The following is a 24,784-nucleotide window of genomic DNA, read 5'->3' on the forward strand; positions in this document are numbered from 1 at the left end:
TTAAAGACAAGTGTTTGTGCTTACAAATGTGGTATTATACTGAAAAAAAAAGAATTCCACCTGATAAAAAGGCTAAGGATGCCAATATGAATTCCTAAAGGAGGTTTTAAAGATGTAAGAAAGTGAAGAATATTGTATTATTCCTTATATAGCATAAAGGTCCCCATAGAATGCTTACCCTGTACTAAAACTTCTTTATAAGGTTCTATTAAGCTAAAACCTATTCGGTTCATCTGATCTATAAATTGGTCTGAATTAATTACATATCTTAAGTTTTTCTGACCTAAATCCACTATATTTTCCTTCAACTTTAGAGTTGAATCAGAAAAATAAAGATCCGTCATAGTCCGTATAAATAGAGCGCCTTTGGATTTTAAAACTCTACTCATTTCTTCTATCATTTTAGTAAAATGATTCGTATCGGATGCGAAATGCAATACCGCATTACAAATTATAGTATCAAAAGTTTGATCAGGGAATAATAGTTTATCAAGTCTCATTTGCTGAAACCTTGCCTCAACATTATCTAATTTATGTATATTAGCTATAAGTCTCAAGAAATGTAATGCTTCAGGATTTTGATCAATACCAAAAACATCCATCTGGTTTTTCAGACAATAATGAATGTTTCTTCCTTCACCACAACCAGCATCTAAGATTTTTGTCCCCTCTTTTAAGTATCCTTTAAGAATAAAATCCAGCCAATAAAGGTCAATATTTCCTAATTCATGATTTACTTCTTTCCAGTTCATTTATATAATTATGGTATGCCTTCTCAAATGCAGTTTTACCCAATTCAACCAACTCATTACTTTTGTAAAATTCAAAAGTACCACAAGAATTTCTAGAAACTTGAACCAACATATCAGGTTTTATGATATCCATTTGTAGATTAGTCATCTTTTCCTGCATTAAATCAATAGATCTATTCAGTATATCAAAATAGCCAAACTTTTTAGGGGTATTATTGGCTTTGCCGTTGTTATTAGGAAAAAAGCTTTTGATCCGTGCTGTAAAATCATCTAAAAACTGTTTGTTTTTTTCATCTTGCTCAACTTCCTCTGCTGTTACTGCAATTTTTTTTTCAAAAGGTATGGCAGCATTTACATCAACAGCTATTAAAATATCTCCGTCTACTCTTTCTACTCTATTTAAAGGGATCGGATTTAAAACCCCACCATCTACAATTTCTTCATTATTATGATAAACTGGAGTTAAAACAGTAGGGATTGCACATGATGCCCTTAAAGCATCCATGAGGTTTCCTTCATTATACAACACTTCTTTTTGAGTTCGGATATTGGAGGCTACGGCAGTGAATGGAATTTCAAAATCTTCAATTTTAAACTCACCAAGTAACCGCCTCATTTCTTTAAATACTTTCTCTCCCCTAACAATTCCTTGCCAGCTTAAGGTGAAATCTAAAAGTTTAAAAACGTCTATTTTATCGAAATGAGTAACCCAGTCTTTGTATTCCTGCATTTTACCAGCAGCATATAAGCCACCAATAACGGCTCCCATACTTGAGCCTGCAATGGCAGAAATCTCAAAACCATTTTCCTCTAAAGCTTCAATTACGCCAATATGAGCAACTCCTCTTGCGCCCCCGCTACCTAAAACAAGTGCAACTTTTTGTTTCATAGTTTAAAAAATTTGGCTGAGCTCTAAGTTAGGAAAAATAAATCAAGTTATTAGGCTTATATGCCTAAGTATTCACTTCCTATTTTTGACAAACTTTAAAGCGACTATTGCAAGTACAAAAACCATAAGGGGATAAATGAAAGATAATTCTAATTTATTGATATCAGCTTGATCTTTGATGTGAACTGTAAAAAAATACAAAATTGAAAGGGCGACAATCACTTGTAAAAGAATTTTGGTTGGCTTCATGTGACTCTAAAGGTTGATGAAAAAACTTATTTTGATTTATTTATTCACCTCAATAAACTTATTTACATCTTTAGATTTTCCTAAGATGATCATAATATCTGTTTCTTTTAGGAAGGTATCGGCTCGCGGAACTCCTATGATGTGTTCTACTTGTTGTAGCTGCCCATCCACTTTCTCATCATATAATCTTTTTACTGTAATGAGGTTAAGGTTATATTTTTCACGTAATCCTATTTCGCTAATGGTTTGATCTACCACTCGTGTAGGGGTGTTGATCTCTACAATTTCATAGTCATCTGGTAAAGGAAGGAAAGATTTCATATTAGGATGCAGCAACATTTCAGCCACTGTTTTCCCTACTGTTTCTTCAGGTGATAGAATCTCACTAATCCCCATCTTCTCCAAAATCATGCGTTGCTGAGCGTTGGCTGCTCTGGCGATAATTCTTTCTACTTCAAGCTCTAATAATAAAACCGTAGTTAGTAATAAGCCTTCAAAATTTTCACCTATTGCCACTACCACAGCATCCATATCCTGAATATTCTGTGCTTTTAATGCTTTCACATCTGTAGAATCTAATGCTACAGCATAAGCTACATCATCTTTTATAGCTTCAACTTTATCTAAATCAATGTCAATAGCCAGTACTTCAGCACCACTATCACTCAAAGTTCTAGCAATTGATTCTCCGAACTGTCCTAATCCTATTACTGCAAAGCGATTGGTCATAAGGCTTTATTTTTAAGGTAAGATACTAAAACTTCTAATCCTTTATCAAATTTATTGTTATTAGGTACTATGATATCGGCATCATATTTAAAAGGATCGATATATTTTTCGTAGGTAGGTGCTACATGCTTTTCATATCGATATAATACGTCATCCAAATCATAACCTCTTTCAGAATTATCGCGGACAATTCTTCTTTTCAACTTCACATAATCCTTAGCATCAATGAAAACTTTTAAATCCAATAATTTCGCTAATTCAGGAAAATAGAATACGAATAATCCTTCTACCACAATTATTTTAGAAGGTTTAAACTCCAGCATTTTAGGTACTACATCCGGATTATTGAAAGTATATTCTTTACGGCTGACTGACTTACCCTCCTTCAACATTTTAATGTCACGGGCATAGTCGTCAAACTCTATAGATTGAGGAGTGTCAAAATTTTCAATACCATTCTCATCTTTAGGTTGCAAATGGCGATCTTTGTAATAATTATCTTGTGAAACTAAACAGATTTCTTCTTCAGGGAAATGGTCGAGCAAGCTTTTCAAAAACATGGTTTTTCCTGAAGCGCTTCCTCCTGTTATGCCTACAATGAATGGATTGTTCATGAGTGCAAAACTACGTTTTTTAAACTGTTTTTAGGAATTTGTTTTTAAAAAATCGACCAGTTTTCTTACAGCTTTCGAACGATGAGAAATTTTGTTTTTCTCTTCCAAACTCATTTGTGCAAAAGTTTGGTCATAGCCATCCGGAATAAAGATTGGATCATAGCCGAATCCTTTATCACCACTGTGAGAAGAAGCAATTTTCCCCTCAACTATTCCTTCAAAAAAGTGCTTTTCATTATCAATATAGGCACATATTACGGTTCTAAACCTTGCTTTCCTATTTGATGATTTTTCCAAACGCTGAAGTAATAGCGCCATATTATCTTCATCAGACCTTTGAGGACCAGCATAGCGAGCAGAAAATACTCCCGGCTCATTATTCAAAGATTCAACCTCTAAGCCGGTATCATCAGCGAAGCAATTTATATTGTAATTATTATAAACGTATGAAGCTTTTTGTTGAGCATTACCTTCTAAAGTACTCTGGTCTTCGCTAAGCTCCTCATTGCATCCAATATCTTTTAAACTAAGAAGCTCATAGTTATCACCTAACATTTGAGCTACTTCTTTAATTTTATAAGCATTATTAGTTGCAAAACAAATCTTCATCATCAATATGTATTCAGACGGATTCGAAATTCTACATTACTTCCTTCAGGGATATTCCTTGGAAAAACATCACTAATACCTTTATTGATCAACAGTTCTGCTGGGATGAAGACTCTATAATCTGCTCCCCTATTCATCAAGCTGATTGCAATTTTAAATCCTGGTACAACTGAGTTAGTACGTAAAGAGAATTCACTACCAATCGCACTAATAAAGATCTCATCGCTTCCTAGTTCGCGCCCTTCATAATCAATAGATACAGACGAACAAAAATTTGGAGATCTTCCTTCACCACTTTCTAATTCAACATATCGTATTCCAGATGAATGCGTTTGGTAATTAAGACCTTCAGCACTCAGATAAGCTTCAATTTCATTGATTTGAGATTCCAGATTAGTTTGATCTGGAGAGATATCTGGCGCCTGATCACATTGGATTTCAGATGTGCAAGAAGAAAAGATTGTAAATAATATACTTATTGATAAAAGATATCTTATCATTCTTTCTTAAAATTTAATTATTGATACTTACTAATTCTACTTCGAATAGTAAAACGGTATTAGGTGGGATGCTAGTATTTCCTCTAGGACCATATGCTAAATAGGAAGGCAAAAGTAAAGTAGCTTTTCCTCCTTCACTTAATTTTTTCATCCCAATTTCCCATCCTAAAATCACCTGACGCAAGCCTAAAGTAAATGAAAAAGGCTCATAGGTTCTTGACTCACTAAAAACACCTGCATCCTTAGCTACAGATTCAATACTGGTATCAAAAACTTCACCATCAAGAAATCGACCTACATAATTAACATTAATTTCCTGACCATTTTCAGGAAAAACCCCATTTCCTTCCTCCTCAATTATGTAAAACAAATCATAAGAAGGATCTCTTTCGGCTTCAAGGTTATTTTCGGCTATGTAATCTTCAATTAACTTAACGTCCTTGGCCAACTGCTCTTCCGGACATTCCCCTCTTAAATTTTCACATTCTTCATCACAAGAAGATAGCAAGACTGCTGCTAGTCCTGCTATCATAAATACTAATATCTTCTTCATTTTATTTTACCTCCACTAGCTCAACATCAAAAATTAAAGATGAGTTTGCTGGAATTTTTGGTCCTGCAGCTCTTGCTCCATAAGCCATGCCAGAAGGAATATACAAAGTAGCTTCGCTTCCTTCATTTAACAACATGATGCCTTCGTCCCATCCTCTGATTACTCTACCTTTACCAATAGGGATTTCGATTGGACCATATTCTCTCTGCTCATTATAAACACCCGATTCTTTAGCGATATCTTCGTATGAAGTATCAAAAACAGTACCATCCATAGTTCTACCTACATAGTTCACTCTTACAGTATCTCCTGCTTCAGGCTTCTCTCCTGATGCTTCTTCGGTTACCATATAATAAAGACCTGATTCTGTTTTCTCTGCCTCAATCTCGTTTTTAGCTAAGAAATCTTGAATCAATTGATCATCAATTCCTTTTTGTGCTTCAGCATCTGCTCTTTGCTTCTGCATTGCTTCCTCTCTTTTTTGTTGCTGCCATTCCATAAAACCAGCAGTATCTAATTTCTGAAGTGCTTTTGCATATACTGTTAATCTTTCTTCAGGATCTTTATCCTGAGCAACAGGCTGTCTGAATCCTTGAGTTAAAACTTCACTCGCAGAAAGTTTAGTTTTAATACTATCGCCAATATTCAATTCCTTTAAAATTGAAAACAATGGGCCTCTTGTTGATAATACAGAATCAATAATTTGAACTGGCAACTCACCTACTTCTTCACTATTAATCAATACTGAATCTTCACTATCTACTAATTTTAATGAGTAGATTGCGAAATCACCTTCAGAAAATGATTCTCCATTTTCACTTTCTACTAATACATAATCAATACCATCTTGAGTAGTCTCTTTCTTTTCACTATCACATGCTCCTAAAAAGATGATGGATAGTAAGGCTATGGCTAAACTCTTATAATTGTTCATAAACTTCTATTTTTTCTCTGTTTTGTAATTGTATTGCGTATTCTCTTATAATTCTTTCAAATAAATTCACGGTCTCCTTTAAACCTAAATCAACCTTTCCACCAGCTGCATTCTTATGGCCTCCACCATTAAAATATTCTCCTGCCAGTGTGTTAACTTCAAAATCACCGATTGACCTTAAAGATAGTTTAGTACCATCTTCTGTTTCAGTAAACAATGCCGCCATGGTAATACCATTAATAGATAAAGCATAATTTACAAGACCTTCTGTATCACCATTTTTAGAATTAAATTTTTTCAAATCTTCCAATGAAATGGCAAAATAGGCTGCATGCTCCTTTTCGAAAACTGTTAATCTTTCACTTAATGCAAAACCTAAAAATTTTAAGCGATCGAGTGAATTTGTATCATATATCAATCTTGATACTTCCGAATTGTTAGCTCCTAAACTAATTAACTCCGCTACAATTTCATGTACCTCCTGAGTAGTGTTAGGATGTTTAAAGGAGCCGGTATCGGTCATGATTCCTGCATAAAGGCAATCTGCAATATCAGGATCAATTTGTTCTTTATCTCCAAAAAGCTTAATCATTTTAAAGATTAGCTGAGCAGTAGAAGCTGAATCCACATCATGATAAACGTATTCAGCAAATTCTTCCGGACCGCGGTGATGATCTATTAATACCTTATGCGCTTTTGATTCACCTACAGCATCTCCTAATTCATTTATTCTATGAAGATTAGAAAAATCAAGACAAAAAATTAGATCTGCCTCCGCTACTAATTGGTTTGACTTTTCCTCATTTCCATTTTCATTGTATACAATCACCTTATCATTGCCTTTCATCCAATAAAGGAATTGCGGATAGTCAGTAGGGGTAATTACTGTTGCATTATGACCGTTTTTGATAAGATAATTATAGATTCCCAAACTACTGCCTAATGCATCAGCATCAGGTTTTTGATGGGTGGTAATTACAATATTTTGAGGTGTTTCTAATACCTCTTTTAGTTTTAAAATGTCCTGCATGAATCAGATTAACCCTATTGGGATTAAATTGATTTGCAAAGTTGACAAGAAAATCATGAAAAACAAACGCCTAATTGCCTGCGAGTTGACGAAAAAATTAATTTCCTGCTGAGATTAAGGAAATATAATATTTCATATCAGATTTATCCCTTAAATTTGCATTTCAAAATATTCAAATCAATAAATTTAACACAATGGCTGGAAACAGAACATTTACGATGATTAAGCCCGATGCAGTGGGTGAAAACAATATTGGTGCAATTACAAAAATGATTGAGGAAGGTGGATTCCGTATTGTATCAATGAAAATGACGAAATTAAGTGAAGAAAGAGCGGGTCAGTTTTATGCTGTTCACAAAGAGCGTCCTTTCTTTAAAGATTTAGTAGCATATATGTCAGGTGGCCACATTGTTGCTATGATTTTAGAAAAAGATAACGCAGTTGAAGATTTCAGAAAATTAATCGGAGCAACTAATCCAGCTGATGCTGAAGAAGGAACTATCAGAAAAATGTTTGCTAAATCAATTGAAGCAAACGCTATTCACGGTTCTGATTCTGATGAAAATGCTCAAATCGAAGGAAGTTTCTTTTTTGCTGATATTGAGAAATTCTAAGAATTAAGAATTTTGATTACTAAAAAAGGCATCTGCTGGAAAGCGGATGCCTTTTCTTTTTATTTAGTTTTGCTTCTAATTCGTTACGATTTCCGAAGCAGCTGGAGAATCAAAAATTTCTTTAAAGCTATACCTATATATAACCTGAAATAAGATGTTATATGACATTGAAGACATCGAACTTTGAGAATTCGCCTTATTATCAACGCTATCTTTTAGCATAGGCTTTTCCCTAATGTTGGCTAAAGAATCGGTTTTGCTTTTCTTCTCCGGATCTACTTCAATTGTTTTGTATTTTTCTTTTTTGTCTTCTGCGGTTTCGGCTGAAACATCAAATGCACAAAAAGCACCGAGTAATAATACTATAATACTGGTTTTTTTTAGATCAAACATGGCTGTTTCATTTTGATGTTATCAAATATATTGAAATAATATGACATTATCCCAATAACCTATTGATAACTATCTCTTTGCTGTAAGGTTTCAATTATTTTTTTATAAAAAAGTGAAATTTCCTTCGGTGTCTCCTATCATTCATAAATTTTGATTTATATTAAAGGAAAAATTAAGATCACTATTATGGAACTCACTAGGCTTTTCGATTTACTATCTTATCAAAAAGAAAACCACCCAATTAAAGATACATTCTCCTACAAATATGATGGCCGCTGGAAAAACTACAGCACAGATGATGTAATAAATATTGTAAATGCTGTATCAAGGGGCTTTCTAAAATTGGGATTAAAAAAAGATGATAAAGTTGGAATAGTCTCTTCCAACAGACCAGAGTGGAATTTTATTGATCTTGCCTTACAACAAATTGGTGCTGTTAGTGTGCCTATGTACCCTACCATCACCCCAAAAGATTATAAATTCATTTTTGAAGATTCAGGATTGAAATATGTTTTTGCTGAAGATCAAGAATTATATGATAAAGTTAAAAAAGCTTCAGAAGGCTTATCCTTTGTAGAAAATATTTACTCTTTTGAAAACCTGAATAATATTCCTCACTGGTCAGAATTAAGAGAAAGTGGAGAAAATGACACCACAGATTTAGAGGAATATAAAAAAGCCGTTACTCCTGAAGATTTAGTAACACTTATTTACACTTCTGGTACAACTGGTAATCCTAAAGGTGTGATGCTTACCCATAATAATGTATTAAGCAATGCAAAAGCTGTCTCAGAGAACTTAGATGTTGCCGGAATAAGAAAGTCTTTAAGCTTTTTGCCACTCTGCCATATATTCGAAAGAACCAGTGTTTATTTCTACTTATATAGAGGCGTTGGGGTTTATTATGCTGAAAACCTTGAAAAAATTGGAGATAATTTAAAAGAGGTACAGCCTGATATGTTCACCACAGTTCCGAGGTTGCTTGAAAAAATCTATGATAAAATTGTTGCAAAGGGAATGGAATTAACTGGGATTAAAAAATCTCTGTTTTTCTGGGCTTTAAACTTAGGACATAAATACGACCGTAACAAAGCCCAAGGCGGGTGGTATGATTTCCAACTTAAGCTAGCTAATAAATTAATTTTTAGTAAATGGAGAGAGGCAGTTGGTGGTAATATTAAAATAATTGCTTCAGGTGGTGCTGCATTACAACCTAGATTAGCTACTATTTTCTGGTCGGCACAAATACCTGTTTTGGAAGCCTATGGTTTAACAGAAACCTCTCCAGGCATTTCTTTTAACAGATACAATAAAGAAGATATGCTTATTGGTACAGTTGGTCCTGCATTACCTGGGGTTGAAATAAAAATTGCCGAAGATGGTGAGGTTTTAGCCAAGGGGCCAAATATCATGAAAGGGTATTATAATCAGCCTGAAAAAACTGCCGAGGTAATTGATAAAGATGGTTGGTTCCATACCGGTGATATTGGAGAAATGGTGAATGGTAAATTTCTTAAAATTACAGATCGTAAAAAAGAGATGTTCAAAACATCAGGAGGGAAATATATTGCGCCACAATACATTGAAAATAAACTAAAGGAATCCACCATGATTGAGATGGCTATGGTAGTAGGTGATGGACAAAAATTCCCTGGGGCACTTATAGTTCCAAACTTTGAAGCTCTAAAGGAATGGTGTCAACATAAAGGTTTAGCCTATACATCTGACTCTGAAATGATAAAGGATGAAAAAATTATTGAAAAATTTGACCGGGAGATAGGGAAAGCAAATGATCAATTTGCTCAGTATGAAAAAATCAAAAAGACCATTCTTCTTCCAGAAGCCTGGACTGTTGAAAATGGTGAATTGACCGCAAAACTGAGTTTGAAGCGAAAAATAATTGAAGCAAACTATAAAGATGAAATCGCTTCTATATATAATAATTGAGATATAATTTCATTTAGGTGGTTTACAATTCTTGATATAATAGTTATATTAGTGAAAGCGTAAACCACCTAAATATGAGAACCTTAGCTGCTCTTAAATTTCTTTCATTACTTTTTATAATTAATTTTTCATGTAATGCTGAACCTGAAAGCAATCTTAAAGATGATTTTGAGGGAGTCACTATTGCTGATGGATTAGAAAATCCTTGGGGAATGACCTGGCTGCCCGATGGCAAAATGCTTGTTACCGAAAAAAGAGGAGAAATTTTAGTAATTGAAAATGATGCTTTTGAAGGAGTAAAATTAAAAGGAGTTCCAGAAGTTTATAATCGTGGTCAAGGCGGACTTCTTGACATTCAAGCCCATCCCAATTATGCTGAAAATGGCTGGATATATTTTAGCTATGCAAAACCAGGCAAAGGAGGTGGTAGCACAGCCATTATGAGAGCCAAACTCGATGGAAATCAATTAGTCAATAAAGAATTGATCTACGAATCCTTTCCAAAAACGAATTCAGGCGTTCATTTTGGTTCCAGAATAGATTTTAAAGAGGGTTACATCTTTTTTAGTATTGGAGAAAGAGGGAAAATGGAAAACGCCCAATCAGTGGGAAATCCTTTTGGTAAAATCCATCGATTGTATGAAAATGGTGATCTTCCAGAAGATAACCCTTTCGTAAAAATTCCTGATGCTGAACATAGCATTTGGAGTTATGGTCATAGAAACCCTCAGGGCCTGCAGTTTCATCCTGAAACTGGAAATTTGTGGGAACATGAACATGGACCTAAAGGAGGAGATGAATTGAATATAGTAGAAAAGGCAAAAAATTATGGCTGGCCTGAAATCACCTATGGAATAGATTATGATGGCACTATTATTAGTAATGAAACCGAAAAGGAGGGAATGATGCAACCTGAGCATTATTGGGATCCTTCCATTGCCCCTTGTGGGATGACTTTTGTTAGCAGCGATCGATATCCTTCCTGGAAAGGCGACCTATTATTAGGCTCGCTTAAATTTCAATATTTATGTAGAGTTAATCTGGATGATGAGGGAAAATATATTAATGAAGAAAAATTATTAAAGGGGATCGGAAGAGTTAGGCATGTTGCTGAAAGCCCGGACGGTTACATCTATGTTGCAGTTGAGGGGCCAGGAAAAATTGTCAAACTAGTTCCAAAAAAATAAAAATATTTAAGATGGTAATTTCATGGCTATCTCTCTCTATTTCCAATTTCAATTATTATTCTACCTTAAGATAATTCTTTTAGGCTGAACTAAAATTTGTAAAACTGAATTACTTAGTGTAAATTAGACACTAAGTATCCTTACTGATTTCCAACTTCTTTTACTTTTTTGGATTACTTATTATCAGTAAATTATACATCTCAATTGACTGACTTTCATATTTATGCGTAACAATTCTTTATACAAATCTGCATTTGAACATGATGCCTGTGGAATAGGAACCATCATTAATATTAACGGCAAAAAAGAGCACCAACTTATTCAAGATGCTCTTGACATGTTGGAAAACATGGAGCACAGAGGCGGTACAGGAGCCGATAAGCAAACTGGTGATGGTGCAGGGATTATGATGCAAATCGATGAGCATTATATTAAATGGACTGCCGATGATGCGGGCATCTCATTTAAAAAGGAAAAACCGGTAGGGACAGGAATCTTCTTCTTTCCTAAAATGCCAAAAGTTGCTGATGAATGTAAAGAAGTATTAAATAAACATGCAGAAGAACTTGAGCTAGAAATTTTAGGATACCGAAAAGTGCCAGTTAATGAAAAAGTGCCAGGATCCGGTGCCAAGCCAGTAGAGCCTTTAATTGAACAGGTATTTATTCAGTCAAAAAAGGCAATTTCTAATGAAGAGTTAGAACGTAAATTATTTGTATTAAGAAATTACAGCACTCATTACATTGGCCATAATGTACAAGGAAACAATAAAGCCTTTTATGCCTGCAGCCTTTCTACTAATACAGTAATTTATAAAGGTCAATTAAGAACTAATCAACTTAGAGAATATTATTATGATTTAACAGACGAAAGATTTAAATCCGCTTTTGCTATTATTCACTCAAGATTCTCCACTAACACATTTCCAAATTGGAAACTTGCTCAACCTTTTAGATTCATCTCCCACAATGGAGAAATTAATACCATCAGGGGGAATGTAACCAAAATGAAATCTAAAGAAGCCAACTTTGATTCAAAGGTTTTTACTGATGCTGATTTAGAAAAGTTACTACCGGTAACCAATCCAGAACATTCTGATTCCGCTAATCTGGATGCCATTGTTGAAATGCTAGTGCTTGATGGCCGACCATTAGAACATGTCATGATGATGATAGTGCCCGAAGCATGGCAGGATAATAACATGATGGATAAAGACAGAAAAGCTTTTTATAAGTATCATGCATCCATAATGGAGCCTTGGGATGGCCCTGCTGCTTTAATTTTTACAGATGGTAAAAAAGTAGGTGCTACATTAGATAGAAATGGATTAAGGCCTTCTCGTTTCTGCATCACCAACAATAATCGATTGATAGTTTCTTCAGAAGCAGGAGCATTGCCGGTTAAAGCAGATGAAATTATCCAGAAAGGAAGATTACAGCCTGGTAAAATGTTGATGGCTGATTTAGAACAAAACAAAATTTTATTTGATGAGGAGATCAAAAATAGCATCACAGCTAATAAATCCTATCAAGACTGGATTATTGCCCATAGAGTAAAATTAAGAAATCTGCCCGTGCCTGAAGTTAGTACAGAAAAATTATCAGGTGAGAATTTATTACAACAACAAAAAGCTTATGGGTATACTTCAGAAGAATTAAAAGTTATACTAGCTGATATGGCGGTTAGAGGAACTGAGCCCATTGGTTCTATGGGGGCCGATACTCCACTAGCCATTTTAAGTAAGCAAAGCCAACATATATCAAATTATTTTAAGCAGTTATTTGCCCAGGTAAGCAATCCTCCAATTGACCCCATCCGAGAAAGAATGGTTATGTCACTTTTCACCAGAGTGGGTGAAAGTTTGAATATTTTAGAGGAATCCCCTGCGCATGCGAAACAAGTTCACATATCACAACCTGTTTTACTGGATTCTGATATTTCTAAATTCATGTACTTAAAAGACATTGGCTTTGATTATGAGATTATTGATTGTGTATTTAAAGCTGATGGAGAGCCTGGCAGACTAGAAGAAGGACTAAATACGATTTGCGCTAAGGCAGAAGAGGCAGCAAAGAACGGAAAAGTTGTTTTAATTCTTTCCGATAGAAATATTGATCATGACCACGCCCCTATTCCTTCTTTATTATCAACCGGAGCAGTTCACCAACATCTTGTAAAATTAAACCTTAGAACTAAAACAGGTATAGTAGTAGAAGCGGGAGATGTAAGAGAAACTCACCATTTTGCCACTATCATTGGATACGGAGCTAGTGCGATAAATCCTTACCTAGCAATTAATTCAATTGAAGAACTGCATGATAAAGGTCAATTAGAAGATGGGCTTTCAAAAGAAAAAGCAGTAGAAAATTATCAGAAAGCAATCGGATATGGCTTATTGAAGATTTTATCTAAAATGGGGATCAGCACCTTGCAGTCCTATCAAAGTGCACAAATTTTTGAAGCATTAGGTCTTCATTCAACCGTGATTGAAAAATGCTTTACGGGTACAATCTCTCGAATTGAAGGCATTGATTTTGATGGATTAGCTAAAGAAGTTTTAGTAAGACATTTACAAGCTTATCCTTCAAATAATCAGGTTAAAAAAGGTTTAGAAGTTGGAGGCGTTTACCAATGGAAACAAAGAGGTGAAAAACACCTTTTCAATCCGGAAACAATTCATCTGCTTCAGCATTCCACTAAGACCGCTAACTTTTCACTTTATAAGAAATATGCTTCAAAAATTAATGATCAGGTAAAAGATACTTTAACCTTAAGAGGCTTATTCGACTTTAAGAAAAGAGTACCTATTTCCCTGTCTGAAGTAGAGCCCGCAGAGAAAATAATGAAACGATTTGCAACCGGAGCAATGTCTTTTGGTTCAATTTCTCATGAAGCCCACTCTACACTTGCGATTGCCATGAATAGAATTGGTGCTAAAAGTAACAGTGGTGAAGGCGGAGAAGATGAAGTGCGATTTGAAGTAAAGCCAAATGGGGATTGGGAAAGATCTGCCATAAAGCAAGTCGCTTCTGGACGATTTGGTGTAACTAGTTATTACTTAACTAATGCTGATGAACTCCAAATTAAAATGGCACAAGGCGCTAAGCCCGGTGAAGGAGGTCAATTGCCAGGTCATAAGGTAGATGAATGGATAGGAAGAGTAAGGCATTCCACTCCAGGAGTAGGATTAATATCTCCTCCACCCCATCATGATATTTATTCGATTGAGGATTTAGCCCAACTTATATACGATTTAAAAAATGCTAATCGTACAGCCAGAATTAATGTGAAATTAGTTTCACAAGCGGGTGTCGGTACTGTTGCAGCTGGAGTTTCGAAAGCAAATGCAGATGTGGTTCTAATTTCAGGTGCAGATGGAGGAACAGGTGCATCGCCTTTAAGCTCTATTCGTCATGCTGGACTTCCATGGGAATTAGGATTAGCTGAAGCCCATCAAACCTTAGTGAAAAACAATCTAAGAAGTAGGATTACAGTTCAAGCGGATGGACAAATGAGAACAGGTCGTGATTTAGCCATTGCTACTTTATTAGGAGCTGAAGAATGGGGAATCTCAACTGCTGCTTTGGTGGTCGAAGGTTGTATCATGATGCGTAAATGTCATACCAATACTTGTCCTGTAGGAGTAGCTACTCAAAATCCAGAATTAAGAAAACTCTTTACTGGAGATCCTGAGCATGTTGTGAATTTCTTTAAATTCCTAACTGAAGATTTAAGGGAAATAATGGCTCAATTAGGATTTAAAACCATTGATGAAATGGTAGGCCATTCAGAAGTATTAAAGGTTAGAAATGATGTGCCTTTCTGGAAATTAAAAGACCTTGACTTAAGCCCAATTTTATATCAAGAGCATATTGCGGAACAGGTTGGTGTTTTTAAGCAAATTGAGCAAGAGCACGAATTAGATGAGGTATTAGATTGGCAACTATTGGAAACTGCCAAAGAAGCTTTAGAGAATAAACAAGCTGTTCGAAAAACTTTCCCAATCCGGAATATCAATAGAGCGGTGGGAGCAATTCTTTCCAATGAAATCAGTAAAAAGTATAAAGGAGAAGGGCTTCCTGAAGATACAATTCGATATAAATTTGAAGGATCAGCAGGGCAAAGCTTTGGAGCATTCCTTGCTCCAGGAGTGACCTTTGAAATTGAAGGTGAGTCTAATGACTATTACGGAAAAGGCTTATCTGGTGGTAAACTCCTCATTTATCCTCCTAAAAACTCAAGCTTTACGGCATCTGAAAATATCATAATTGGGAATGTTGCCTTTTATGGAGCGACTTCTGGTTATGCCTACATTAACGGAATGGCTGGTGAGCGATTCTGTGTTAGAAATTCAGGAGTACATACCGTAGTTGAAGGCGTAGGGGATCATGCATGTGAATACATGACTGGTGGAAGAGTAGTAGTGCTTGGTGAAACTGGTAAAAACTTTGCAGCCGGAATGAGTGGTGGTATCGCCTATGTATTAGATGAAAATAATTCATTTGAGGAAAATTGTAATAAAGCCATGGTAGGCATGGAAAGTCCTTCGGAAGAGGATATAAATGAGCTTAAGACCTTAATTGATTATCATGCTCAAGCCACTGGCAGCGTAAAAGCCAAAGCAATTTTAGAGGATTTTGATCACTATTTATCAAAATTCATCAAAGTAATCCCTCACGATTATAAGCGCATTTTAGAGGCTAAAAAAGAAGAAGAACAAAAGAATAACGAAAAAATAGTAGCATAAATGGGACAGCAAGACGGATTTTTAAAGTTTGATAGAGAATTACCAGATAGCAGACCACCTGAAAAAAGGATAGAAGATTTTAAAGAAATCTACCAGCCTTTTCCTGAGGTGAAAACCAAAAAGCAGGCAGCAAGATGTATGGATTGTGGCATCCCGTTTTGCCATTCTGGTTGCCCTTTAGGAAATATTATTCCTGAATTTAATGATGCGGTTTATCATGAAAATTGGGAAGAAGCTGCTAAAATTCTTTATTCTACCAACAACTTTCCCGAATTCACAGGAAGAATATGTCCCGCTCCTTGTGAGGCAAGCTGTGTATTAGGTATTAATAAACCTCCAGTGGCTATCGAGCATATTGAAAAAACAATCGCTGAAAAAGCTTATGAATTAGGGTATATAAAACCAAATCCTCCTCAAGTAAGAACCGATAAAAAAGTAGCGGTTATTGGATCAGGGCCAGCCGGATTGGCGGCAGCTGATCAGCTTAATAAAGCAGGACATTGGGTAACTGTATTTGAACGTGAAAGCAGAATTGGCGGATTACTTCGGTATGGAATTCCAGATTTCAAATTAGAGAAGCGGTTCGTAGAGCGCAGAATTAGCATTATGGACGAAGAAGGCATCCGTTTTAAGGTGAATGCAGAAGTAGGAAAAAACATTAATCCTGATATGCTGAAGGATGACTTTGATGCCATTGTGATTTGTACTGGTTCTACAGTGGCTAGAGATCTTCCTATTCCGGGTAGGGAGCTAAAAGGCATTCACTTTGCAATGGATTTCCTTACTATGCAAAACAAAGAAGTTGCAGGAGATAAAGTTGAAAATAAAATTTCAGCTGAAGGAAAAAATGTGGTTGTAATTGGTGGTGGAGATACGGGTTCAGATTGTATTGGCACTTCGCATAGACAAAAAGCTAGTTCTGTTCTTCAATTAGAATTGATGCCAAAACCTCACCTTAAAAGAGATGATAGTGATCCTTGGCCATTATGGCCTATGACTTTACGCACTTCTTCTTCACATGAGGAAGGTGGCGAAAGAAAATGGGGAGTATTGACTAAAGAATTTAAGGGGAATGAAAAAGGAGAATTAAGTCATATTAAGTTGGTCGATATTGAGTGGGTAAACCAAGGAGGTAGACAAAGCATGCAAGAAATACAGGGGACGGAAAGAGATGTACCTTGTGAACTGGCTTTACTTGCCATTGGTTTTTCTCATCCTGAAAATCATTTGCTAGAAAATTTAGGTGTTGAAAAAACCCAAACCGGATTAGTAGGATCCAATCAATACAAAACAAATGTTGACAACATTTTTACTGCCGGTGATGCAAGAAGAGGACAATCATTAGTAGTTTGGGCCATTTCTGAAGGCAGAGAAGCTGCCAGAGAAGTGGATCAGTATTTAATGGGACGAACAGAATTACCCGCAAAAGACAGTTCGTTTTTTGACATAGCTGAATTAGAAAAGTAACACTACTTTAAACATATTAATCAACGCATAGTTTTTAATGAAATGAAAACATATGCAACAATAGATTCTTCTGAAGAATCCTTAATTAAGGTAACGTTTACTGGTGAGAAAAGTACTGATGAAAACTTTAATCAATACTTATCTGAACTTTCTAAAATTTATGATAACAGGATAAATTTATCTATAATTTTTGATGCACGAAAAGCAGGAATCCCCAAATTATCTCACCAAAAAAAGCAAGCTACTTGGTTAAGTGAGCATTGGAAATTAATGGAAAAATATTGTAATGGAACAGCTTACGTAATATCAAATGCTGCTATTCGAGCTGTTTTAAAAGTTATATTTTCATTCCAAAATCAGCCTGTTCCTTATAAAATATTTTCAACTATAGATGAGGCCAAAGAATGGGTTTCAACGATTGATAATAAAAAAGCTAAAAAAATAAGCTAACAGCTATTATCTCGATTGATCTTGGATAGTGGTGTGTAAATAGCTTTTCAAGCTGTCAAGTTTTTGTAAAAGCTTGGCTTTCTTTTTAGCCGTTTTCAATTCAATTGTTGTACCATCTGAAAATTTAAGGAAGGCAATATATTTTTCAACATTGATAACGGAACTAGTATTTGCCCTTCCATAAAACCTTTGGCTAGTTTTTAAATTCTTAATAAATATTTTCTCAATTCCTTCATAGCCCTTCCATTCTCCAGTTTTGATAAAGTAAAACGCATTAAACTCTCTATACTTATTCCCTTTGAATTCGATTCCAGAATATGCGGTTATAATTAAAAAACTAATCAGAAATAGTAAAATAGCTACATATACATTAATAAATACAGCAATAAATGCCACTAAAAGTAAGCTATAGGCTAAAATCTGAAATTGTATCGGAAATAATAGTGCTTTGTAAAATCTCATATCTACATTCAATTATCATTCATAATATAAATGACATTTTTACCAGCCTTAAGATATACATTTGTTAATATTAAATCCCTGACATTTATCATTATTTTCGATAGTTTTCATCAAGAATCCTTAATTTGTGATTAATAATTTTGCGACTGCAAACAAGAAAAGAATTATGAAAGAATCACTAACTATAGTAACTGCCGAAGAGGCCGTTTCACACGTTAAATCTGGAAGTAGAGTATTCATTCAAGGAGCCGCCATGACTCCTTTAAAATTAGTAGATGCGCTGTCTGAAAGATACAATTCGCTAGAAGATGTAGAGCTTTTTCACTTGCATACAGAAGGTCAGGCTTTATATACTCAAGAACCTTATTATAAAGCTTTTAAAATTAATAGCGCTTTTGTAGCAGGAAATGTTCGAAAAGCCATAGCAGAAGGAAAAGGAGATTATATCCCGATTTTTTTAAGTGAAGTACACTGGCTATTCAGAAGAAATATTTTGCCTCTTGATGTGGCTTTTATCCAAATCTCAACTCCAGACCAACATGGCTATTGTTCCTTAGGGGTTTCTGTGGATGTCACTATCCCTGCAATTCAAACGGCAAAGTTGGTAATTGCTCAGGTAAATCCTAATGTGCCAAGAACTCATGGTGACGGGATTATTCACATTAGTCAAATTGATTGTGCGATTGAAGTGAATGACCCCATTAGAGTACACGATGTGGTTGTACCTACTGAGGTGGAACATAAAATTGGGGAAAATGTAGCGAGTTTAGTAGAGGATGGTGCTACACTACAAATGGGCATTGGGGCAATCCCTAATGCTGCTTTACTAAATTTAGGAAATCATAAGGATTTAGGAGTGCATACTGAAATGTTCTCAGATGGAATATTACCGCTTGTAAAAAGTGGCGTAATCAATGGTCGTAAAAAAGAAATCAAAACGGGCAAATTAGTGACCTGTTTCGCCATGGGATCTCAAGAATTATATGATTTTATGGATGATAATCCAGTAGTTCATATGAAAGAAGCTGCCTACACCAACGATACTGCCATCATAAGAAAAAACCCGAAGGTAACCGCTATTAACTCTGCCATTGAAATTGATTTAACCGGTCAGGTTTGCGCTGATACTATTGGGCAATATCAATACTCTGGTGTTGGAGGCCAAATGGATTTCATTAGAGGTGCATCTCTATCAGAAGGAGGAAAAGCTATTATTGCTATGCCATCTGCTACCAATAAAGGGGTTAGTAAAATTGTTCCTTTCTTAAAAGAAGGAGCAGGTGTAACCACTACTAGAGCTCACGTGCATTATATTGTAACTGAACATGGTGTCGTGAACTTATACGGTAAAAATTTAAGGGAAAGAGCAAAAGCATTGATTTCGATTTCTCATCCTGATGCCAGAGAGGAATTAGAAAAAGCTGCTTTCGAACGATTTGGTAAATTATAATTTACATACATTAAAATGTCCGATCATGAAGTCGGACATTTTTATTTTTTTGTGATCTTTAATAATTTTAGCCAAAAACTATCGAACCAATGAAAAGAATTAACAAAAACCAGTTCATCGGATTTCTTATAGGATTATTTGCCGTATTGGGTACTGAATTTTTATCCAATACTGAAAAATATGTAGATGCATTTAAGAATGGCTATGAGATGGCCCAAAAGCCTATATCCGAATAATTAAAATAAATTCTCTCGCTTAGGAATATTCCATCTAAGATTTATTCCATAAAAACTATTCTCACTGGTATTATTACCAAATTGGCTTTCTTGATTTCTAATACTATAATTTAAATCAAGGAAGAGATTATGATACGGCATATAACTTAAGGTCATTTTCACGAATTGTAAGGTATTACGTTCTCCTTGACCAATTGTATGTCCATATTGCCATCTGCTTCCTGTATCAGGATTGATGTGTGTATATCGAGTATTATTCGTTTTAAAAATATCACCTCCAAAATGGCCCACAGCAGTAGTATCTGTTCCAAATTCAGCCATTACCGCTTTTGCCTGAAAATGAATTCTAGGTGTGATTTGATAACGCAAAGTAGCCACCCACTCTTCAAAATTAGCACCTAAAGGATGAGCTAATGGTTGCTTATAATTCGCATAATTAGTGAAATTAGAATCATGCCCATAAATAAAAGGTCTTGCTACATTATATTCAGCCTGCAAATCCAAATTAGGAATTTCAAAAGCATTGAAATACTTCAAACCCGTCTGAACCGCCCATTTATTGGCCCACCAGCCTCCTTGTCTTAAATTATCAATTAAGAATTCATCCAAAACGAGTTGACCGTATAAGCTGAACCGCTTTAAGAATAATGCCCTGAAATCCATACCCAAAAGAGCGTTACCAGAACTACCATCCTGTTGTTCTAAGGCTCTATAAAAAATTAATGGATTGAAGTAAACCGGATCAATTGGATTTTGAGCGACTGATGAATCGCCCGACATGATGGCCTCAAAAACTCCTATGTTGATGTTATCGGTAATATTATAGCTTAAATGGTGAAGCGATAAAAATTTCCGAGGATACTGATATTGTGTACCTGATAGCTGGTTCCCTCTTAGTACAACATCTGCTGTTTGCAATCCAAATAGGTTGGTATAATTCAATTTCCAGATGCTTGTCTCAGCTTTTAAAAACAGATAGCCCGGAGAAAAATCGCTTAGAATTAACGAACGTTCTCCATTACCTATGAAAAAGCGATCATGACCAAATTGTAAATTAATACTTTTGGTAGCCTGAAATGAGATATATCCTCTAGCAGTGAAAAAATCTACCCCTTCATTATTATCACCATAAGGCTTCCAAAATCCTTCATTAGGCACTGCGCTAAAATCGCTTACATAATCATTCACATAAGACGGAAATACGACTTGATTTTCACCTACGAAAGTGTAAAACCCTAACTTTTTATTAATCAGTCCTCTTACCTCAAGCCCGCGGGTATTGGTATAAAGTCTATTATCAGAAATACTTTCTTGCCCGATTGAAAAATCTAAAACGGGGTTGATATGTAAATCAAATTCATCATTATGAACATTCAAAAAGTCTGCTTTAGTTTTATAAATGTGCCCAAATATGCCTTTTTCATTTTTGTAATCAGCACTATCAACCCATTCCCAATTATCATTTTTCAAATAATTATGGTTGAATTTATCTTTTCGATTATAATCACCCGTATCTAAACTATCTAAAAACTGAGCAATTTCTTTTCTATTAAATGGCTTCATGGAAGCATGAAAACCTTCAGAAAATTTCCCGCTTTTCACTTCCAGTCTCTCCAATAAATGATAATAATCGCGGTTTAGAGGAGCATTTACAGCCTGACCAAGCAAAAGTGAGGTGGAGAAAATGAAAAAGATAGTAAATAATAATCTCATATTGAATACTTTATGGCTTGCAAGATAATTAAAATAGTTAAGCAATAAATAAGCAGGTGTTTGGAAAGATTAAATGCATCTGCTATTTTTGCATTCCTTTAAAAGAATTGGTTGGAAATCAATAATTTAATTTATTAGTTATGAAAAAAGAAATTCATCCGGATTACAGAGAAGTTGTATTCTGGGATACTCAAGCAGACGTGAAATTCTTAACGAGGTCTACAATGACTTCCGATGAAACTATCAAAATGGATGATGGTAAAGAATATCCGGTAGTAAAAATTGAAGTTAGTTCAGCTTCTCACCCTTTTTATACAGGAAAGAAAATTTTCTTGGATACTGCAGGTCGTGTGGAGAAGTTCAACCAAAAATACAAAAAGAAGAAATAATTATAGATTATCACTTCTTCAAGAAAGTCTCTCTGAATTTAATTTTAGAGAGACTTTTTTATTTATACACCACTCAACATTTTTGTTTCGTCCATCACAATTATAAAGCTTATATTTGAATGCATTGAAAATCATTCATTATGGAGATAGAAGAGTTCAGAAAGCATGCCCATGCCATGGTAGATTGGATGGCCGATTATTTAGAAAATGTAGAAGAATATCCGGTCCTTTCAAAGGTTAAGCCGGGAGAAATAAAAGCTCAACTTCCAAAGCAATTTCCGGATAAGCCGGAAGAATTCAGTTCCATCTTTAAAGATTTTGAAGATAAAATCATGCCGGGCATCACCCATTGGGAAAGCCCTAACTTTTTTGCCTATTTCCCGGCTTCTAAAAGCAAGCCTTCTATATTAGGTGAGATGTTGATGTCAGTACTAGGTACTCAAGGTATGGTTTGGCTCACCTCCCCAGCTGCTACCGAATTAGAGGACCGCATGATGGAATGGATGCGTGATTTGCTTGGCCTTTCTAAAGATTGGACTGGTTCGATTCAGGACACTGCCTCCACAGGAACATTTAATGCATTGATTACGGCAAGAGAAAAAGCCTGTAATTTCCAAATTAATGAAAAGGGATTCCATCGAATGCCTAGCTACAGAATTTATGCTTCAGAACAAGCACATAGTTCCATTGATAAGAATGTGAAAATCGCGGGCTTTGGCATTAATAATTTAGTCAAAATTCCTGTAGATGAGAATTTCGCAATGATTCCTGAAAAGCTGGAAGAAAAAATTCAAAAAGATATAGATTCGGGCTACGAACCTCTTTTTATTTTGGGTGCATTGGGTACTACAGGAACGACTGCTGTTGATCCACTTGAAAAAATCGGACAGATTGCCAAAAAACATCATATCTGGTTTCATGTGGATGCTGCTTATTCCGGTGCCGCTTTAATTTGTCCGGAACATAGGTGGATGAGCAAAGGATTAGAATTAGCTGACAGCATGGTTTTCAATCCGCATAAGTGGATGTTTGTGAATTTCGACTGTAGCCTTTACTATGTGAAAGAACCTGATTTATTAAAACAAACCTATAGCATAACTCCTGAATATTTAAAAACAGATGCTGATGAGCAAGTTAATAATTATAGAGACTGGCACATCCAATTGGGCAGAAGGTTCAGGGCTTTAAAATTATGGTTTGTCTTGCGCGAATTTGGAGCCGATAAATTAAGATCCATCATTCACAATCATATTAAATGGGCTCAATGGCTGGAAAAAGAGATTGAAAATTCCCCTGATTTTGAAATGCTGGCGCCTGTTCCGGTTAACCTCTTGTGCTTCCGATTTAATAATGGAAAAATGAATGAGAATGAACTGAATCAATTCAATGAACAGCTGCTAAAACAGGTAAATGCCACTGGGAAAATATTTATTACGCACACCAAGCTAAATGGAAAATACACTTTACGTTTAGTGGGCGGACACCCTGAATTGACTAAAGGACATTTAGAAATAGCTTGGAAACTGATCCAGGATACTGCTCATAAAACACAGTAAGCAAGCTGTATAAAAATAGCAAATACTGAGCCGGTAGAGCAGGCTATTTCTTTGCCTTTTTTAACCGTAGATTTAAACTTTTATTAACGTTTTATTGATACCTATTTCCAAAAAACCTTCTCAATCGGTTCTATTAACATTTTATATTAACCTAATAATTAGTAAATTGCTTTAAAGCATAATATAGATATGACCACATTTGTGAGCATATCCAGATGTTGGCATCAAAGGAAATAATCAATGAAAAAAATACTTCTTATTCTCTTTCTTGTGATTAACCTTGATTCTTTTGCGCAAGATCCACAATTACCCATAATCGATATTCACTTACATGCTTATCAGGGAGTACCTCCAAACATGAAAGCTTCATGGGCAGGTGAATCTTATGCGCAAGGACTTAGTTCACCAGAAAATGCATCGACTCATCTTCAAATGGTCCTTGATGAGATTGAGAAAAACAATATCAAGCTTGCTCTGACAAGTAGTACCTCAATAAAAGCGCTTGAAACTTGGCAACAATCCCGTCCAGAATTGTTTCTGATGGGTATTCAAACAGATGATGATGGAAAACCGATTTTAAGCCCAGACTCTCTCAAACTATATTTCGATAATAACAAGGTTAACGCGCTCGGAGAATTGGGGCTTCAATATGCTGGAATTGCTCCTGATGACCCAATGATGGAGCCCTACTACAAAGTTGCGGAAGACTATGGTATTCCAGTCTGTTTACACACAGGTTTAGGTCCTCCAGGAGGCCCACACACCTTTGCCCCAAAATTCAGAACCACTCTAGGCAAACCAACACTCTTTGAACCAGTATTGGTCAAACACCCTAACATGAAAGCTTTTATAGCGCATGCAGGCTGGCCTTATATTTCAGAAACTATAGCAATGATGTACATCTATCCTAATTTGTACGCTGACATTGGGGTTTTGAACTGGGCGCTGACGAAGAAAGCTTTCTACACCGCACTTAAACAATTAATGGATGCCGGATTTGGTAAACGCATTATGTTTGGAACTGATCAGATGTTATGGCCAGAAGCAATCTCAATTGCCATTAAGGCGGTAAAAGAAGCACATTTCTTGTCCGAAGATCAAAAAAGGGATATACTCTATAACAATGCTGCTACTTTTTTAGACCTTTCTGAAGAGACAATTGCTAAACATCATGAATGATGACTAGAACAATAAATCCGGTGCTAACAATGGATAAAATGAATGCACATAATATCTTTGAGTAATCTAAGAAGTCAAATCAAAAGTCTTGTCCTTTTAGAGCGTTTAAGTAAACTCATTTTATCCAGACGTTAA

General features: G+C 35.4%; 22 protein-coding genes and 1 pseudogene. 11 read left to right on the forward strand and 12 right to left on the reverse strand.

The features are described 5' to 3' along the window. Nucleotides 1–137 precede the first annotated feature (137 nt). The 9 genes and pseudogenes from QYS47_RS00535 to QYS47_RS00575 form a co-directional block, all read right to left on the reverse strand. Nucleotides 138–752, reverse strand: a complete 615-nt coding sequence (locus QYS47_RS00535; protein WP_302122141.1) for a class I SAM-dependent methyltransferase — start codon at nt 750–752, stop codon at nt 138–140. After that, entirely contained in the window at nt 727–1,641 is a 915-nt protein-coding gene (locus QYS47_RS00540) for a patatin-like phospholipase family protein (protein ID WP_322347335.1), read from the reverse strand. The genes QYS47_RS00535 and QYS47_RS00540 overlap by 26 nt, the downstream gene beginning before the upstream one ends. 285 nt (nt 1,642–1,926) lie before the next feature. Continuing rightward, on the reverse strand, nt 1,927–2,619 hold the full coding sequence (locus QYS47_RS00545) for a potassium channel family protein (protein WP_308358279.1): 693 nt from the start codon (nt 2,617–2,619) through the stop codon (nt 1,927–1,929). After that, nucleotides 2,616–3,248, reverse strand: a pseudogene (gene udk / locus QYS47_RS00550) (uridine kinase); the annotation flags it as partial. The pseudogene udk and the gene QYS47_RS00545, both read right to left, overlap by 4 nt. Before the next feature lie 15 nt (nt 3,249–3,263). Next, nucleotides 3,264–3,842 carry a non-canonical purine NTP diphosphatase gene (locus tag QYS47_RS00555; protein WP_322348409.1) on the reverse strand — a complete coding sequence of 193 codons (579 nt, stop codon included), beginning with the start codon at nt 3,840–3,842 and terminating at the stop codon, nt 3,264–3,266. Between the two features lie 2 nt (nt 3,843–3,844). Further along, on the reverse strand, nt 3,845–4,342 hold the full coding sequence (locus tag QYS47_RS00560) for an FKBP-type peptidyl-prolyl cis-trans isomerase (RefSeq protein WP_302122132.1): 498 nt from the start codon (nt 4,340–4,342) through the stop codon (nt 3,845–3,847). Nucleotides 4,343–4,355: 13 nt separating this feature from the next. Further along, a complete protein-coding gene (locus QYS47_RS00565; RefSeq protein ID WP_322347336.1) occupies nt 4,356–4,895 on the reverse strand; it encodes an FKBP-type peptidyl-prolyl cis-trans isomerase in 540 nt (179 codons plus the stop codon). Nucleotide 4,896: 1 nt separating this feature from the next. Continuing rightward, on the reverse strand, nt 4,897–5,829 hold the full coding sequence (locus tag QYS47_RS00570; protein ID WP_308358276.1) for an FKBP-type peptidyl-prolyl cis-trans isomerase: 933 nt from the start codon (nt 5,827–5,829) through the stop codon (nt 4,897–4,899). After that, nucleotides 5,816–6,859: a DHH family phosphoesterase gene (locus QYS47_RS00575; RefSeq protein WP_322347337.1), complete on the reverse strand. Its 1,044-nt coding sequence runs from the start codon at nt 6,857–6,859 to the stop codon at nt 5,816–5,818. Before QYS47_RS00575 ends, QYS47_RS00570 begins: the two co-directional genes overlap by 14 nt. A gap of 194 nt (nt 6,860–7,053) precedes the next feature. On the opposite strand from QYS47_RS00575, the gene QYS47_RS00580 reads away from it, so the two are divergent. Further along, the gene (locus QYS47_RS00580) at nt 7,054–7,473 is read left to right on the forward strand and encodes a nucleoside-diphosphate kinase (protein WP_302128841.1); all 420 of its coding nucleotides are present in this window, start codon (nt 7,054–7,056) and stop codon (nt 7,471–7,473) included. A gap of 75 nt (nt 7,474–7,548) precedes the next feature. On the opposite strand, the gene QYS47_RS00585 is transcribed toward QYS47_RS00580, so the two are convergent. After that, a complete protein-coding gene (locus tag QYS47_RS00585) occupies nt 7,549–7,866 on the reverse strand; it encodes a hypothetical protein (RefSeq protein ID WP_308358273.1) in 318 nt (105 codons plus the stop codon). Nucleotides 7,867–8,052: 186 nt separating this feature from the next. On the opposite strand from QYS47_RS00585, the gene QYS47_RS00590 reads away from it, so the two are divergent. From QYS47_RS00590 to QYS47_RS00610, 5 genes are all read left to right on the forward strand, one after another. Further along, nucleotides 8,053–9,813 (forward strand): AMP-dependent synthetase/ligase, encoded by a 1,761-nt coding sequence (locus QYS47_RS00590; protein ID WP_322347338.1) that lies wholly within the window; start codon nt 8,053–8,055, stop codon nt 9,811–9,813. Between the two features lie 74 nt (nt 9,814–9,887). Beyond that, a complete protein-coding gene (locus QYS47_RS00595; protein ID WP_322347339.1) occupies nt 9,888–11,000 on the forward strand; it encodes a PQQ-dependent sugar dehydrogenase in 1,113 nt (370 codons plus the stop codon). Between the two features lie 223 nt (nt 11,001–11,223). Next, a complete protein-coding gene (gene gltB, locus QYS47_RS00600; protein WP_322347340.1) occupies nt 11,224–15,747 on the forward strand; it encodes a glutamate synthase large subunit in 4,524 nt (1,507 codons plus the stop codon). After that, nucleotides 15,748–17,214 (forward strand): glutamate synthase subunit beta, encoded by a 1,467-nt coding sequence (locus QYS47_RS00605; protein ID WP_322347341.1) that lies wholly within the window; start codon nt 15,748–15,750, stop codon nt 17,212–17,214. A gap of 42 nt (nt 17,215–17,256) precedes the next feature. Then, complete coding sequence (locus tag QYS47_RS00610) at nt 17,257–17,664, forward strand: SpoIIAA family protein (RefSeq protein ID WP_308358267.1); 408 nt, start codon at nt 17,257–17,259, stop codon at nt 17,662–17,664. A 6-nt stretch (nt 17,665–17,670) separates the two neighbouring features. On the opposite strand, the gene QYS47_RS00615 is transcribed toward QYS47_RS00610, so the two are convergent. After that, nucleotides 17,671–18,126 carry a hypothetical protein gene (locus tag QYS47_RS00615; protein ID WP_322347342.1) on the reverse strand — a complete coding sequence of 152 codons (456 nt, stop codon included), beginning with the start codon at nt 18,124–18,126 and terminating at the stop codon, nt 17,671–17,673. Nucleotides 18,127–18,292: 166 nt separating this feature from the next. On the opposite strand from QYS47_RS00615, the gene QYS47_RS00620 reads away from it, so the two are divergent. After that, entirely contained in the window at nt 18,293–19,576 is a 1,284-nt protein-coding gene (locus QYS47_RS00620; protein WP_308358265.1) for an acetyl-CoA hydrolase/transferase family protein, read from the forward strand. Nucleotides 19,577–19,665: 89 nt separating this feature from the next. Then, complete coding sequence (locus QYS47_RS00625; RefSeq protein WP_322347343.1) at nt 19,666–19,812, forward strand: hypothetical protein; 147 nt, start codon at nt 19,666–19,668, stop codon at nt 19,810–19,812. On the opposite strand, the gene QYS47_RS00630 is transcribed toward QYS47_RS00625, so the two are convergent. Continuing rightward, on the reverse strand, nt 19,813–21,525 hold the full coding sequence (locus QYS47_RS00630; RefSeq protein ID WP_322347344.1) for a capsule assembly Wzi family protein: 1,713 nt from the start codon (nt 21,523–21,525) through the stop codon (nt 19,813–19,815). Nucleotides 21,526–21,665: 140 nt separating this feature from the next. Here QYS47_RS00630 and QYS47_RS00635 point away from each other — a divergent pair, with 140 nt between their 5' ends. The 3 genes from QYS47_RS00635 (at nt 21,666) to QYS47_RS00645 (ending at nt 24,649) form a co-directional block, all read left to right on the forward strand. Continuing rightward, a complete protein-coding gene (locus tag QYS47_RS00635; RefSeq protein WP_308358263.1) occupies nt 21,666–21,914 on the forward strand; it encodes a type B 50S ribosomal protein L31 in 249 nt (82 codons plus the stop codon). Nucleotides 21,915–22,054: 140 nt separating this feature from the next. Further along, complete coding sequence (locus tag QYS47_RS00640) at nt 22,055–23,470, forward strand: pyridoxal phosphate-dependent decarboxylase family protein (protein ID WP_322347345.1); 1,416 nt, start codon at nt 22,055–22,057, stop codon at nt 23,468–23,470. Nucleotides 23,471–23,710: 240 nt separating this feature from the next. Next, nucleotides 23,711–24,649: an amidohydrolase family protein gene (locus QYS47_RS00645; protein ID WP_322347346.1), complete on the forward strand. Its 939-nt coding sequence runs from the start codon at nt 23,711–23,713 to the stop codon at nt 24,647–24,649. The last annotated feature ends 135 nt before the right edge of the window (nt 24,650–24,784 follow it).

The sequence above is a fragment of the Marivirga arenosa genome (assembly GCF_030503875.2).
Lineage (GTDB): Bacteria > Bacteroidota > Bacteroidia > Cytophagales > Cyclobacteriaceae > Marivirga > Marivirga arenosa.

Bases quoted from the DNA above. Each gene is read 5' to 3' on its own strand.
- QYS47_RS00575 (WP_322347337.1), bottom strand. From the start codon at position 6,859: ATGCAGGACATTTTAAAACTAAAAGAGGTATTAGAAACACCTCAAAAT.
- gltB (WP_322347340.1), top strand. From the start codon at position 11,224: ATGCGTAACAATTCTTTATACAAATCTGCATTTGAACATGATGCCTGT.
- QYS47_RS00645 (WP_322347346.1), top strand. From the start codon at position 23,711: ATGAAAAAAATACTTCTTATTCTCTTTCTTGTGATTAACCTTGATTCT.
- QYS47_RS00535 (WP_302122141.1), bottom strand. From the start codon at position 752: ATGAACTGGAAAGAAGTAAATCATGAATTAGGAAATATTGACCTTTAT.
- QYS47_RS00635 (WP_308358263.1), top strand. From the start codon at position 21,666: ATGAAAAAAGAAATTCATCCGGATTACAGAGAAGTTGTATTCTGGGAT.
- QYS47_RS00580 (WP_302128841.1), top strand. From the start codon at position 7,054: ATGGCTGGAAACAGAACATTTACGATGATTAAGCCCGATGCAGTGGGT.
- QYS47_RS00610 (WP_308358267.1), top strand. From the start codon at position 17,257: ATGAAAACATATGCAACAATAGATTCTTCTGAAGAATCCTTAATTAAG.
- QYS47_RS00605 (WP_322347341.1), top strand. From the start codon at position 15,748: ATGGGACAGCAAGACGGATTTTTAAAGTTTGATAGAGAATTACCAGAT.
- QYS47_RS00615 (WP_322347342.1), bottom strand. From the start codon at position 18,126: ATGAGATTTTACAAAGCACTATTATTTCCGATACAATTTCAGATTTTA.
- QYS47_RS00595 (WP_322347339.1), top strand. From the start codon at position 9,888: ATGAGAACCTTAGCTGCTCTTAAATTTCTTTCATTACTTTTTATAATT.
- QYS47_RS00625 (WP_322347343.1), top strand. From the start codon at position 19,666: ATGAAAAGAATTAACAAAAACCAGTTCATCGGATTTCTTATAGGATTA.
- QYS47_RS00555 (WP_322348409.1), bottom strand. From the start codon at position 3,842: ATGAAGATTTGTTTTGCAACTAATAATGCTTATAAAATTAAAGAAGTA.
- QYS47_RS00640 (WP_322347345.1), top strand. From the start codon at position 22,055: ATGGAGATAGAAGAGTTCAGAAAGCATGCCCATGCCATGGTAGATTGG.
- QYS47_RS00620 (WP_308358265.1), top strand. From the start codon at position 18,293: ATGAAAGAATCACTAACTATAGTAACTGCCGAAGAGGCCGTTTCACAC.
- QYS47_RS00585 (WP_308358273.1), bottom strand. From the start codon at position 7,866: ATGTTTGATCTAAAAAAAACCAGTATTATAGTATTATTACTCGGTGCT.
- QYS47_RS00565 (WP_322347336.1), bottom strand. From the start codon at position 4,895: ATGAAGAAGATATTAGTATTTATGATAGCAGGACTAGCAGCAGTCTTG.
- QYS47_RS00630 (WP_322347344.1), bottom strand. From the start codon at position 21,525: ATGAGATTATTATTTACTATCTTTTTCATTTTCTCCACCTCACTTTTG.
- QYS47_RS00560 (WP_302122132.1), bottom strand. From the start codon at position 4,342: ATGATAAGATATCTTTTATCAATAAGTATATTATTTACAATCTTTTCT.
- QYS47_RS00590 (WP_322347338.1), top strand. From the start codon at position 8,053: ATGGAACTCACTAGGCTTTTCGATTTACTATCTTATCAAAAAGAAAAC.
- QYS47_RS00570 (WP_308358276.1), bottom strand. From the start codon at position 5,829: ATGAACAATTATAAGAGTTTAGCCATAGCCTTACTATCCATCATCTTT.
- QYS47_RS00545 (WP_308358279.1), bottom strand. From the start codon at position 2,619: ATGACCAATCGCTTTGCAGTAATAGGATTAGGACAGTTCGGAGAATCA.
- QYS47_RS00540 (WP_322347335.1), bottom strand. From the start codon at position 1,641: ATGAAACAAAAAGTTGCACTTGTTTTAGGTAGCGGGGGCGCAAGAGGA.